Origin of the sequence: Carboxydothermus islandicus, from assembly GCF_001950325.1 — a bacterium.
GTDB lineage: Bacteria > Bacillota > Z-2901 > Carboxydothermales > Carboxydothermaceae > Carboxydothermus > Carboxydothermus islandicus.
Genome location: NZ_BDJL01000019.1, coordinates 53,966 through 66,823, shown reverse-complemented (window position 1 = coordinate 66,823; position 12,858 = coordinate 53,966). Strand labels below are relative to the sequence as shown.

Here is a 12,858-nt window from a genome sequence, read left to right as displayed (position 1 = left end):
TCTTTTGTTCCTGCTCCTTAAAACCGCTGTTTTTCGCCCTACTTTGGGGTAATTTTATTTTTGGGTTTGTGTTTATACCTTATTTGGCGCGGTTCTCTCAACTTAGCAATTTACTCAAAAAAACAAAAAACCTGCATTGCTGCAGGCTTTTCATTCAAGTGGTGCCGGAGACCGGAATCGAACCGGTACGGGCCTTTGAGGGCCCCCGGGATTTTAAGTCCCGTGCGTCTGCCAGTTCCGCCACCCCGGCAAATTTATAAAAAAAGTTAATTGATTGTTTTCAATGTGGAGGCGGCACCCGGATTCGAACCGGGGAATAAAGGTTTTGCAGACCTCTGCCTTACCACTTGGCTATGCCGCCAGGTTAGATAAATAATGGAGCGGAAGACGGGATTCGAACCCGCGACCCTCGCCTTGGCAAGGCGATGCTCTACCACTGAGCCACTTCCGCCCGTTTTAAAATGGTGCCACGGGACGGAATCGAACCGCCGACACGAGGATTTTCAGTCCTCTGCTCTACCGACTGAGCTACCGTGGCAAATTTTATGGCGGAGCTGACGGGATTCGAACCCGCGATCTCCTGCGTGACAGGCAGGCATGTTAGGCCCCTACACCACAGCTCCGCATCTTTATCTGCCTGTCGGCCCAACCGACAATTATTATATTACATGACATTTACTTAGAAGTCAACTACTTTTTTTGAGTTTTTTATTTTTTTAATGTTTTGATATTACCTGCCGATATTAAAAGATAACAATGCTCGGCGTAAAATTTTGGCCGCCAATAGTGATGTACGTTCCGATGGATCATATACGGGTAATACTTCAACTAAATCCATACCAACAATATTTAAAGAACTAAGTTTTACAATGGCTTCCATTATCTCACTGCTGGTAGCTCCACCCGGTTCAGGCGTTCCGGTTCCCGGCGCAAAAGCCGGATCTACCACATCAATATCCAGGGAAATAAACACCGGCTTTTGCCCGAGCTTTTCTAACGCCTTCTCTACCCCCGCTAACACGCTTTGGCCAAGATAATTTGATTTTTTTGTAATAAACTCTTTTTCCTCCTGGGTACCGGACCGGATACCAATATGATAAAGATTTTGCGGACCAATAATTTCCGATATACGCCGCATAACCGTTGCATGGGAAAGTTTTTCTCCTAAATAGTGATCCCGCAAATCCGCATGAGCATCAAGGTGAACAACTGCTAAATCGGGATATTTTTCGGCAAATTCCAGGATTACCGGATAAGTAACCAAATGTTCCCCACCAATAATTAGTGGAATTTTACCGTCCCTCAACACTTTTCTCGTTACTTTCTGGATGTTGGTAAAGCTTTCTTCAATTCTGCCCAAAGTAAGGGCTACATCTCCCATATCGTAAAAGTTTACGTCATTAAGACTCTTTTCTAAATCCCAGTCATACTCCTCTAAACCAAAGGAAACCTGACGGATATGCGGAGGAGCCATGCGGGCCCCGGGACGAAAACTAACGGTAAAATCCATGGGAATTCCAAATAAAACAAAGGCAGCACCTTCATAATCGTCGGAACTGCCCATAAAACCAGTAAATTTTTCAACAGGAAGCATTATCTCACCTTCTATTTGATTATCTCGGCAATAAAGTTTGGCAGCATAAAGGCCCCAAAGTGAACCTCAGCATTGTAGTATTTATTGCTTGGGTCAACAAAAATATCTTCTTTTTTTACCGCCAGCGGGTCGAATTTTTTCGATCCTAAAGTAAAGGTCCAGACACCGCTGGGATACGTGGGAACAGTCGCAAAGTAAAGCCTGGTAATGGGGAAATTCTTTCCTATTCTTGTAAACGAATTTTTAATTATATCACGATTAAAAAAGGGAGATTCGGTTTGGGCCACCATAATTCCGTCTTCTTTTAAGCTCTCGTAGACATTTTTATAAAAATCTTCACTAAAAAGTTCCACCGCCGGTCCTACAGGCTCGGTTGAATCAATGATTATGACATCATATTCCCCTTTATGTTCTTTTACATGTTTAATCCCATCTTCGACTCTCACTTCAACTTTAGGGTTCCCCATTAACGCAGCGGCAATTTCAGGTAAATACTGCTTACTTACCTCTATTACTCTTTCATCAATTTCTACCAAAACTGCTTTTTTTACTTTAGGATGTTTTACTATTTCCCGGATAGTTCCGCCATCGCCGCCCCCAATTACCATAACTTTTTCCGGGTTGGGATGGGTATTTAAAGCCACGTGGGCAATCATTTCATGATATACAAACTCATCTGCAATCGTAGTTTGAACCATCCCATCTAAAACGAGCATTCGTCCAAACTGCAAAGTTTCAATTACGGCTAATTCCTGAAAAGGTGTGGTTTCTGTATGCAGGGTTTTCGTAATTTTACAGGTAATGCCCACATTTGGAGTTTGTTTTTCGGTAAACCAGAGTTCCATCCTTATCCACCTCTTTTAGTACCAGAGAGGTACCGCAGCAAAAGCACAGCCGATTTTTTCAACCCTGTGTTCAGCTGACTTAATAATAGTCTTATTTAAAGCAATACCCCGCACTTTAAAGGCTTCTTTTAACATTTGGGCAATTTGTTCTTCCGCCTCTTTGGCCGAACATTTACCCGAAAACTCCATAATTACCCCGAAATGATCAGCTTCCGAAATACCCACCCCTACAGCAGCAGCAATTAATTCTCCCGGAGTGTCGGAAATTATTGCTCCGTAAGCTGTTGGAACTAAGGAACCCGGGGGAATCACAAGATCATTATCCAATTCGCAATTGGGCGGCAAAATGGATGAAACCCGCAGCAAGTTCACATTCCCAATCCGGGCTTTTAATAAGGCATTGTCAAAAGCATTTAATGCCGTTTCACCTTCCGCAGCAGCGGCTGTCACAAAGTATTTTTTTGGGGTTGGTAACATATTTTTGCCTCCTTTTTCTAACTTTCCAAATTAAACAATGAATATTATAGCAAAAACCTGAAAAAAATAAACATCTTTTAACGTTAATCTTAAAAATTTTTATCAATCGCTTAATAACTCATAAATTCGCTCACGAATAGCAACTAAGTGCATTTTTTCCTCCTCGATGATTTTCCCAATAGCATCTTTTAATTTTTCATCCAGAATTACATTAGAAAGCTCCTGGTAAAATAAGATTGCATCCTTTTCCGCTTGGGCTGCAAGTTCCAAAGCTTCTTTTTCCCGCGTGTACCTGGAAACTTCTTCAAGTTCCTTTTCCCCCAAAAAAGGAAAGTCGAAAATACCTTTCAGATACCGGGAGCTTTCAGCACTTATTTCTACATCCCAATCTTTTTCTAAAAGTTTTTCAAAAAACCGGACATGTTCTTTCTCCTCTTCGATAAGGAACCTAAAGGTCTCCCTTACCTCTTCGACCTGCGCTAATTTGAAAGCTTTTTCATAAAATTCGATACCCCTTATTTCCATGTTTTGGGCAAGTTTAATAAAATCATTAATCTTAGCCACTATATCCCTCCTGTTTCCCCATAATATCGTCATAAAAGATTAGCGTGCGCACTAACTCTTCATGGCTAAACCCTTGTGGGAAATTGCCCCACTGTTCTCCCGTCCGTGGGTCGTAATGCTCCGCCATTAATTTTAATGGACTTGCCGATTTTAAAGTCCTTTCCAAAAATTCCTCAGCTTTCTCTAAGTTTCCCATCCTTAAATACTGCCGGATTAACCAAAATGTACAAAGATAAAAGGGCAAAACCGCTCCTTCAAACCGCAAAACCGCCCCGTGAAAAGTAAGCTTTTGCTCAACATACTTTAACGTATTTACCATCCTTTCATCCCTCGCCGGCAGCACACCAAACTCGGTTAGAGCCAAAACCGAACAATCAGCAGGTGCATCGGGATCATAATGCTGAAGAAAAGCTTGCTTTTCTTTATTGTACCCCCGGGATAACAAATTTTCTTTTATTTCTCTGGCAATTTTTAGATATTCCCTTGCCCGGGGATAATCTTTTAATGCCGAAGCAATTTTAGCCCCGGCAACCATTCCGGCATAACACATTACTTTACCAAAAACCCACTGCCGTTTTTTATCCCTGAACTCCCAGATGCCGTGCTCCGGTTTATCCCAGTTGCGGGCAGTAAATTCTAACGCCTTTTTGATTTTTAGATAGGCTTCTGCTAAAAAGTTCGTGTCCTTAGTAAAAAGCCAGTGTTTCCACAAGCCATAAACGATATTCCCTTCATTATCGAGCTGCAGCTGTTCCGCTGCTTTGTTGCCAAAACGAATTGGTTTTTCACCATCGGGTCCCGATAACTCCGGCATAATTATTTCGTAAGAACATAATCCTTCAATGGTATATAAGGGGTTTTCAAAGTGATCCGCTTTCTCTAAAAGTTTTAGCGAAAACTCATAAAACTTTCGGGATTCTTCATGAAATCCCGCTAAATCGAAGGCATAAGCGGTATAAAAACCGTCTCTTAACCAGCAAAAACGGTAGTCCCAATTATCCTCTCCATTGGGGTAGGCCGGGAACGAAGCGGTAGGAGCAGCAATAATAGCTCCCGTTGGTTCATAGGTTAAAAGTTTTAAAACCATTAAGCTACGTTCGTAAAACTCCTGCCAGGAAACCGGAACATTTATTAGCTCCTTTTTTGGTAAAAACCAGCGCTCCCAAAATGTCATTACCTCAAAAAGTTCTCTATCGCTTATCTTAACCAAAAATTGATATGCCTGATCTAAATTATCACCATAACTTAGCACAATCTGCATCCTATCGTTGGAAATTTTCCTGAAATCAATAAAAAAACCCACTCCCGGCCCTTGCACCTGCCATTGCCGCTCAGTTTTTTTTACAGCAAACTCAATAGAATTAAATTTAGTTAATTCTACCTCAACTTCGATTTTAGCCACGTCACCAAAAACTTCTCGAATCAGGAGATTTTTTCCCCAGGGCATATAATCCACAATTCTATATTCCCCGGAATTAGAAACAATTATTGTTTCTAACACCGCTCCCTTTCCCAAATATCTTTGGTCTTTTGTAAAAGTCTTTTCCCCTAATTTAAGGGTTAGTACCCCTCCAGCTTCTGGCGATAGAGCTTTTGCAAATACCGGTAAGCCATCAAACTTAGGTAAGCAGAGCCAGCATATTTTGGCCTCACTATCTATTAAAGCTGCTGTAATGCCATTACCGATAATTGCCCAACCCTTTTTCTCCATAAACCTCACCCTTCTTTCGCCAGCTTACCAGCAAATTATTAAATGGAGTTAACCAAAGATAAAAAGCAAATAAAATGTAAGCTTTTGGGTTTACCTGTAAAGCCGCTCCTGATAAAATTGCTGCCATGTTCCAGGGAATAAGTGGCGCTAAAACTACTGCCGAATCCGCTAAAATTCTTGAAAGTTCGTTAGCAGTGGCCTTACGTTTAAACTCATCCTTAAGGGTCATTCCGGGAATCATTATAGCTAAAGCCTGGGTACAGGTCACCATTAAAAGCAATACTGCTAAAATCATTATGCCAAAGGTAAGGGAAAAATATGACTTAAAATGAGCTAAAGGTCGAATTAGCAAAGTAGTGAAAACTCCCGTATTAATTAATATTCCTGCCATTGCCGAGGCAACCAAAATGATCGACACTAAAGATAAATACCTTAGCACGCCACCTCCCGCCAGGGCTGTAAGCCCTTTAGGAGCTTCAAAGCCGGTAAATACCTCTAATAAAAGTTTTGGTACTGATGCCTTTTGATAAATAATTCCTAAAATAAAACTTAAAACTACATTTAGAAAAAGGTTAATTTTTATGGAAACCCTAACCAGCGCTAAAATAAGGAATAACAAAGGTAAGAGCAACAGAACCGGACTAAGGTAAAAGTTACTTTGTAACAGTTTTAAATAAGTTGAAGTAACTCCCGCTTCCTTAGTTGGATTTAACATGCCTAAAACAAAGTAAAGAAAAATTGCAAGCACAAAAGGAAGGTAAGTAGTTTTTAACATAAGTTTTAGATTATCCTCAACCTTGGTGCCGGTAACTTCAGCCGTCAAATAAAGGCTGGTAGAAACCGGTGAAATCCGGTCACCAAAAAACGCTCCAGCCACCACCGCGCCAGCTATCATTTCCGGAGGCAAATTGAGCCCCCGGCCAATTCCCATTAATACAACTCCTAAAGTACTTATAGTACCAAGGGAAGTACCGATAACTAATGATAAGAAAACACTTAATAAAAAAACCTCTACCAGGAAAAACTTTGGTTCAACTAACTGTAAACCATAGTAAATCATGGTGGCAATGGTACCACCGGCTAACCAGAGAGCAATTAAAGCCCCAAGCAAGGTAAACATTATAATGATCGTCCAAACCGACTTAATTCCTTCTAACGCTGAACGATAAATAAACCGATAATCATAACCATCAATTAAAGCGAAAATTATTGTTAAGAAAAAAGCAAGGCTCATCGGGTAAACCGGTGAGAGGTCTAACACGGTTATAGCCAGGATTAAAGTAACAACTGCAATAAAAGGCGGTAAAAAAGTAAGTCGGGGTTTAATTGATGCTGTATCCGTCATTTTTGAGCTGCTCCTTAATTTTAAATCCGTCAGAAAATTGGTTAAGAGATATGTAAAAATTTTCTTGGGTAGTAGCGATTTTTAAACCTTCATGTTTTCCGTCTTTTAACAATATTATATTTTTAATCTCTTTTTTGGGAAAAACCTTTTTTCCTTCCTGGCTTTCATAAATTAACTTTTCCGGAGTTACTTCAAAAGTTACTGAAAGTTTTTTAAAGTTTTTTCGAGATACAAGCCAGACTGGAATATTTATGAGATATAAACTAAGCACAATTAAAAAAAATGCGGATATCGAAATAAAGCCATTTTTAACCCCTTGAGTGTATAATACCCCGGCTAAAACCAAAGGTGTACCCAGTAATAATATTAACGATGAAAAAAGGTATTTATCGATCTTCCTCTTATTATCAAACTTCATCCTTATCCTGGTACCCCAAACTGTACAAAACCGTGCAGTTTGAGAAGCTGGGCTATTTGTAGTCCGCCCTTTCAAGAGTGCCCATTCCCAGCAGGCGGTATTCAGGCACTCCCATAGTCCCATCACCAAGCTATGGAACTTGCCGTAGCTTTCAGCCACCTTCTCCCATACCGCTGACAAGTATTCTCTTCAGCGGTGACAGGTCACGATATAATGGCCTGTCAAGGAGAGCTCCAGTCAGGAGGGCTACCCGCAAAACTCGCCACGGTTTGTACGGTAAGGTTTTCCCCTTTACCGCAGTACCTTCATTCCTTCCTTCGGTTGATGAAGATACCGACTGTGACTTACTTTGCAGGCTTTTCAAAAGCTCTTTATACTTCAAGGGAATTCTTTCCCTTAAAGCCAATCCTCTTCGGGCTATCACATAGGCTGCTGCTGTATCTTTTGTTAAATTAAACTGCGGTGCGTACTTTAGCATTCCTATTACGCTTGTATAAGCCGGACTTACTTCTCTTATGGCTACGCCGTACCTTTGGGCAATGGTCTTTATTCTGCTAATTAACTTTCGGTAACTAAAACTGTGCTTTATCCTTCTGGATTTCCTGCCTTTGTTATCTCCACGAAAGCCTTTGTCTTTTATTGCTACCCTTTCTATCACTATGCCTTTATTCTTTGCAAGTGCCAATTTTACAATTTCGTTGGCATACACCCATGCATAGTAATCTCTTTTCTCTTTTCCTCCATCCCAGAGATGTGGTGTGGGGATTTCTCCATAGCTTTCTAAATTGCCCTCTTTCTTTATTTCAGCCCAGGCTATGTGGGATGGAAAAGCGTTCAAGTCTACTCCGATAGCTCCATTGCTGAAATCTATTGCTGTATCAGGTAGGTTATCTTCAAAAGAAATGTAAGCATAGTATTTATTGTTTTTTCTTTGAAGGCGAACGCTGTAAGGACAGGAATTTAGCATTGTTTCATCAAACTTCTGCCACTTTTTATGAGAACTTTTAAGCTGGATAAACAACCATTTCCTGTTTCCTGTATTTATCCTTAGAAAAAATTGACCGTTTTCTTCGATAACTCTTAAATTTAAGTTCCCCTGCTTGGTTTTATCCCCTCTGGAGAAAAGAGTTCCTTTGCGTTTATCTAACCATTCTTTTTTGTACTTTTGCCTTTGTTTGATACTTAAATGCTTGCTTTTCAACTTGAAAAACAGGTCTTTCCCGCCAAAGATAACTTTACGAGGGTTTTCTCCAAGTTCTTTGGTGCTTTGCAAAACTTCGCTGGCTTCAAGTATAGCATCGTCTACATATCTGGAATTCAATCCAAAGAGGCTTTGCAGATCTTTCTTGAGTTCTTTTCGGGTTTTTCCTTCAAGCAGGCGGTTATAAGCATATCTTTTGCAGGAGTTCCATTTTCGCATCAGGTTATCTAAACATTCTTTTTCTTTCTTTTTTGGGAATAACCTTGCCTGTATTGTTATGATTTGCTTCATTACCATCGCTGCCTTCCAATTTTGCACAATTAGATTTCTTTATTGCAAAACTTATTATTGCACTACTGTACATTGTTCGGCTCAGCTGTTTAAACCCCCTCTAACCTACAATATATCTTACTTCCACTATCATTCCAATACCAAAAATATAAGAACGCAATTTAAAACCTCCCAGAGAACACGGGAGGCTAAAGGTATACCTAATAATTTATGCTTAAAGCTTTAATTAACATCGTGGCATAACTTCCCCGGGGAAGGAAAAATTTTAACTGTAATTTTTGCTTTCCCGGATAAAGTTCATCTTTGGCAAGGTTTCCTACAGAAAACCCTTCGGGAATTACCACCGCAGGTCTTAAAAACGATTTAAAATAAACTTTACGGATTTTTCTTAAATTAAAATCGCCACTTTTCAAGCCTTCCCGTTCCAGGATTTTAAAGTACTCCCGCCGTACTTCCTCGTTGGGAAAGGAAACTTTTTGGGCTGCTGTTGGCAGCAGTAAACTTTTTAAATAAATAAAACTCTTTTTCGGTAATGTTAAATAAAATAAATAGTCATCCACTACTCCTGGATACGCTCTTAGCTCAATTCCCTGATTTAAGAGGACTTCTTTTAATAAGTTATTGTAAAGGTAACCTTGATAAGCAGCAAAGTAAAGGGAAAGCTGTTCTTTAGGAATTAAATTTATCGCTCCCGCAAAGTTTTTCGGTTCCTTTTCTAAAAAACTAAAAATCTCCCTTTCAACGCGAGTTTTAGAAGCTTCAAGACACAAAGACCAATTACCCCAGTTAGCCATAAAAAACCTTTTTCTTTCTTTTGCTTCCTTTGATTCTTCGGGATAAATTGAAGTTAAATAAATCTTTAAAGCTCCATTAAAATGACCCAGCACTAATTTTTTGGCAAAAAAACCTTGCTCTTTATCGTAACTCCCAAAGCGCTGGTCATCAAAGTAATTGGGAAAACCGTATCTTTTAACCTGCTCTCCCCTTTTTATTAGGTCGCGCCCTTCTTCTCCCGAAAGCGCCCGTAATGTTATCTCAAAATGATTCCCCGCAATTAATTCCGGACTCATTGGCGAATTGAGATAACCCATTAAAGTCAATTTTAAGTTTCTTTCCCGGGTCGTTAAATTTTTGGTAGCTTTAACTGTTATGTATTGAAAAGTATGGCCATAGCGGTCTTTCTTTCCGCCATAACCAATTTCCGAAAGCTTTAAACCGCTTTCGGCAGCAATTCTCTGCAAGGCGTCTAAAGTATTCCAATAGCGTTTTTCCAAAAGATAAACTTTAAAATTTCCTTCTTTTAAAATTGGTGCCGTGATTTCTTCTTTCACAATAAAATCGTCAGGTTTGACTTTAACTTTCATCATATGACCTCCTGTCTTCCATCTAATTTTATCATAACCTGGCAAAAAACCAATTAAAAAATAGCTGTCCAAAGTAAAATCCCATTACACACTCCAATTACTGCCGTTAAAAGCCAGCCTAAAATTAATAGATATTTATTGGCAATTTTATTTAAAAACCAGAGGAGCACGATTAAAACAAACGGCAAAACAAAGCTCAAAACCACCTGACTTAAAAGCAAAAGTTCAATTTCACCCAGGCCTTTTAAAAAGAAATACAATGCCGGGGTTATGATTATCATTTTTCTCATAAGTACCGAAAGGTTTACAGGTAAAAACTTTTCTAAAAGATTTTGTCCTGCTATTGTACCCGTGAGGGATGAACTGAGGCCGCATAACACCAGGGCCAATCCAAAGAGCAGTGCTGCCCAACCGTTTAACACCGGTTCAAGGGTATGATAGGCCAGCCGCAGGGAATCCACCGCTACTCCACAGTCATAAAACATATCTTTGGCCACAACAATCATCGCTGAATTAACCAAAAACGCTAAATTTAACGCAATTAAGTTTTCCAAAAAAACCACAGGAAAATCTTTAGTAGTTATTATTCTCTGCTTTAGTTTTTCCGCAATCAGATCACTGTGCAAAAAAAGATTATGAGGCATAACTGTAGCCCCCAGCATACTCAGTACTACAAAAAGAAAATCCGGGTCCAGCTTGATTTTTGAGTTAATCAGGCTATCTATCTCCGGTTTTAAAATTAAAAGCTCTAAAAGATAACAAAAACCTATGGCGGCTAAAAAAAACATGATTAAAAATTCAACTTTGCGGTTCCCCTGTCTTTCCAAAAAGTAACCACAAATCACAAATACCACGGCAATTAAAACGCTCTTCAAAAGATCCAAACCAAATATTAAGCTAAATCCCAATGCCGCGCCTACAAACTCAGCCACATCGGTAGCCATAGCACCGGTTACCGCCAATACTCCATAAAAAGCTACCAGAGGTTTAGGTAATCTCTCCACAATATTTTCCGCCAGACTTTTTCCGGTCTTTAAAGTTAAATAGGCAACCAACGATTGAAACAAAATAGCTAAAAGATTGCATAACAGCACCATTACTAACATGATCGAACCATAACGCGAACCTCCCGCAAAGTTTGCCGCCCAGTTTCCCGGATCAATATAACCAATGGAAACTAAAAAAGCCGGTCCCATAAAAGCGGTAAACTTGTAAAAAAAACTACTCCGGGCCTTTATCTCCAATACCATTGTTCTCCCTCCAGTCGTCTACTATTTTATGACCGGAGGCTAAAAAAGGTTAAAGCCCGGCTTAAAGCCGGGCTTTAAATGTTACAGCATAATCTTCTTAAGCTTTTGCTTTGCTTCCTTTAAACTGGTAGGAATACCCAGTTTTCCTTCAAAATCCTCAAAAAGCGTTACAAGCAATGGTGCTTTTAACCCATTTTGTTCTAATAAGCGGCGATTGGTTAAGATGCTTTTATCCCCCTCCGCCATCACCCGTCCGGCGTTTAAAATCACCACGTAATCGGCCCATTCCAGCGCCCAATCCAGGTCATGGGTGCTGACAATAACCGTTTTTCCCTCATTATTTAACCTGTTTAAAATAGCAGTAATTTCTTCCTGACCTCTTGGATCAAGATAAGCCATGGGTTCATCTAACACCACAATGTCCGGCTCCATCGCTAATACTCCCGCAATAGCAGCACGCTTTTTCTGTCCCAAACTTAAATGATGGGGCGGTCTATCTCTTAAATCCCACATATCCACCGCTTTTAAGGCTTCCTCAACCCGCCTTAAAATTTCCTTTTTATCAAGTTCAAGATTTTGCGGTCCAAACGCCACATCATCAAAAATCGTTGAAGCAAATAGCTGGTCATCGGGATCCTGAAAAACAAGTCCAACCTTTTTTCTAATCTCCCGGATATTTTCCGCATTAATTAATTTACCAAAAATCCTGACTTTCCCGCGATTCGGGGTATAAAGTCCGTTTAAGTGTAAAAGCAAAGTTGATTTTCCCGCACCGTTAGGGCCTAAAATAACTGTTTTTGACCTTTCCGGTACTACAAAAGATACCCCATCCAAAGCTTTATTCCCATCAGGATAAAAAAACATTAAATTTTCTATTTCCACCGCAATTTTCATTCTAATAACCTCCAAATTAACCGCCAGGCAAGTCCATGATATTCAAAATCAAGTAACATTAAAACCCAAAATACTATCGACAAAAAAAATACAACATCCTTCCTCCCTATTTTTTTTTCCTCCAGCACCTGCCACCTACCAGTAAAGCCCCTGGCCAGCATTGCCCGGTAGACCCTTTCACCTCTTAAATAAGCTCGATAAAAAAGCATGCCAATAGTCTGGCCCAAAATTTTAAAAGTTCTTTTATGCCATAAACTTTTTCCTTCCTGAAAAAGTCGGGCCTTCCTTGCTGTTTGTGCCTTTTTCAATTCCTCGGAAAATAAAGCTAAATAACGTAACATAAACTCGATAATACCTATAAACTCCGGGGGAATACGTAACCGTGAAAGAGCCCACAGAAAATCCCGAAAACCGGTGCTACCAAGCATTAAAGAAATATACAACCAGATGGTAACAAGCCTGATTCCAATTACCGCTCCTTTTATAAGCCCGGGCTTAGAAAAAACAACCGGTCCCAAGGTAAAAGCTACCTCTCCCGGAGTCATAAGCGGTAGCACGATAAGAAAAACACCAGCAAAAGCCAAAAAGTACATAAACCGGGTAAGCAAAAAGTTTAATGGCAAACGGGCAAGCAACACCAGGGTAATTGCCAGCCCTAAATTAAGAAATAGCGGTATAAAACTTTTTATAAAACTACTTAAAGCAATTAACAAAAAAAAGCCTATAACTTTTATCCTCGGATCAAGTTTGTTAAAAAGGCGACTTTGTTTTTTTATATCTTCCAGGTGCCAGTGACTTTTCTTCATTTTACACCCCTTTTCCATTATGACAAAAAAAAGAAAAATAGCCAATAAGCAAAGCTGCTTACCGGCCGGGAATTTTATCTAAAATGCCAAGGTTTAGA

Annotated in this window: 12 protein-coding genes and 5 tRNA genes; all 17 read right to left on the bottom strand. The window is 39.8% G+C overall.

All coding sequences use genetic code 11. The features are described 5' to 3' along the window. Nucleotides 1-159: 159 nt before the first annotated feature. Nucleotides 160-250 (bottom strand) — tRNA-Leu (locus ciss_RS04300). 36 nt (nucleotides 251-286) lie between these two features. Then, a tRNA-Cys gene (locus ciss_RS04295) sits at nucleotides 287-361 on the bottom strand. A 15-nt stretch (nucleotides 362-376) separates the two neighbouring features. Next, nucleotides 377-451 (bottom strand) — tRNA-Gly (locus ciss_RS04290). Between the two features lie 11 nt (nucleotides 452-462). Further along, nucleotides 463-538 (bottom strand) — tRNA-Phe (locus tag ciss_RS04285). Nucleotides 539-546: 8 nt separating this feature from the next. Then, a tRNA-Asp gene (locus ciss_RS04280) sits at nucleotides 547-623 on the bottom strand. Between the two features lie 107 nt (nucleotides 624-730). After that, on the bottom strand, nucleotides 731-1,594 hold the full coding sequence (speB, locus tag ciss_RS04275; protein ID WP_075865070.1) for an agmatinase: 864 nt from the start codon (nucleotides 1,592-1,594) through the stop codon (nucleotides 731-733). Between the two features lie 11 nt (nucleotides 1,595-1,605). Beyond that, nucleotides 1,606-2,439, bottom strand: a complete 834-nt coding sequence (gene speE, locus ciss_RS04270) for a polyamine aminopropyltransferase (RefSeq protein WP_075865069.1) — start codon at nucleotides 2,437-2,439, stop codon at nucleotides 1,606-1,608. A 15-nt stretch (nucleotides 2,440-2,454) separates the two neighbouring features. Beyond that, nucleotides 2,455-2,916 carry a pyruvoyl-dependent arginine decarboxylase gene (locus ciss_RS04265; RefSeq protein WP_075865068.1) on the bottom strand — a complete coding sequence of 154 codons (462 nt, stop codon included), beginning with the start codon at nucleotides 2,914-2,916 and terminating at the stop codon, nucleotides 2,455-2,457. A 102-nt stretch (nucleotides 2,917-3,018) separates the two neighbouring features. After that, nucleotides 3,019-3,480: a ferritin family protein gene (locus tag ciss_RS04260; protein ID WP_075865067.1), complete on the bottom strand. Its 462-nt coding sequence runs from the start codon at nucleotides 3,478-3,480 to the stop codon at nucleotides 3,019-3,021. Then, nucleotides 3,473-5,191: a glycoside hydrolase family 15 protein gene (locus ciss_RS04255; protein WP_075865066.1), complete on the bottom strand. Its 1,719-nt coding sequence runs from the start codon at nucleotides 5,189-5,191 to the stop codon at nucleotides 3,473-3,475. Before ciss_RS04255 ends, ciss_RS04260 begins: the two co-directional genes overlap by 8 nt. Beyond that, nucleotides 5,160-6,536 (bottom strand): Na+/H+ antiporter NhaC family protein, encoded by a 1,377-nt coding sequence (locus ciss_RS04250; RefSeq protein WP_075865065.1) that lies wholly within the window; start codon nucleotides 6,534-6,536, stop codon nucleotides 5,160-5,162. Before ciss_RS04250 ends, ciss_RS04255 begins: the two co-directional genes overlap by 32 nt. Then, nucleotides 6,514-6,954 carry a PH domain-containing protein gene (locus ciss_RS04245; RefSeq protein ID WP_075865064.1) on the bottom strand — a complete coding sequence of 147 codons (441 nt, stop codon included), beginning with the start codon at nucleotides 6,952-6,954 and terminating at the stop codon, nucleotides 6,514-6,516. Before ciss_RS04245 ends, ciss_RS04250 begins: the two co-directional genes overlap by 23 nt. Before the next feature lie 151 nt (nucleotides 6,955-7,105). Continuing rightward, the gene (locus ciss_RS04240) at nucleotides 7,106-8,437 is read right to left on the bottom strand and encodes an SSO2105 N-terminal domain-containing protein (RefSeq protein ID WP_501161881.1); all 1,332 of its coding nucleotides are present in this window, start codon (nucleotides 8,435-8,437) and stop codon (nucleotides 7,106-7,108) included. A 209-nt stretch (nucleotides 8,438-8,646) separates the two neighbouring features. Further along, nucleotides 8,647-9,855: a tRNA pseudouridine(13) synthase TruD gene (truD, locus tag ciss_RS04235; RefSeq protein WP_268874198.1), complete on the bottom strand. Its 1,209-nt coding sequence runs from the start codon at nucleotides 9,853-9,855 to the stop codon at nucleotides 8,647-8,649. Between the two features lie 8 nt (nucleotides 9,856-9,863). Further along, nucleotides 9,864-11,060: an Nramp family divalent metal transporter gene (locus tag ciss_RS04230; RefSeq protein WP_075865062.1), complete on the bottom strand. Its 1,197-nt coding sequence runs from the start codon at nucleotides 11,058-11,060 to the stop codon at nucleotides 9,864-9,866. Nucleotides 11,061-11,141: 81 nt separating this feature from the next. Next, nucleotides 11,142-11,954 carry an ATP-binding cassette domain-containing protein gene (locus tag ciss_RS04225; protein ID WP_075865061.1) on the bottom strand — a complete coding sequence of 271 codons (813 nt, stop codon included), beginning with the start codon at nucleotides 11,952-11,954 and terminating at the stop codon, nucleotides 11,142-11,144. After that, the gene (gene cbiQ / locus ciss_RS04220; protein ID WP_075865060.1) at nucleotides 11,951-12,760 is read right to left on the bottom strand and encodes a cobalt ECF transporter T component CbiQ; all 810 of its coding nucleotides are present in this window, start codon (nucleotides 12,758-12,760) and stop codon (nucleotides 11,951-11,953) included. Before cbiQ ends, ciss_RS04225 begins: the two co-directional genes overlap by 4 nt. Nucleotides 12,761-12,858: the final 98 nt, after the last annotated feature.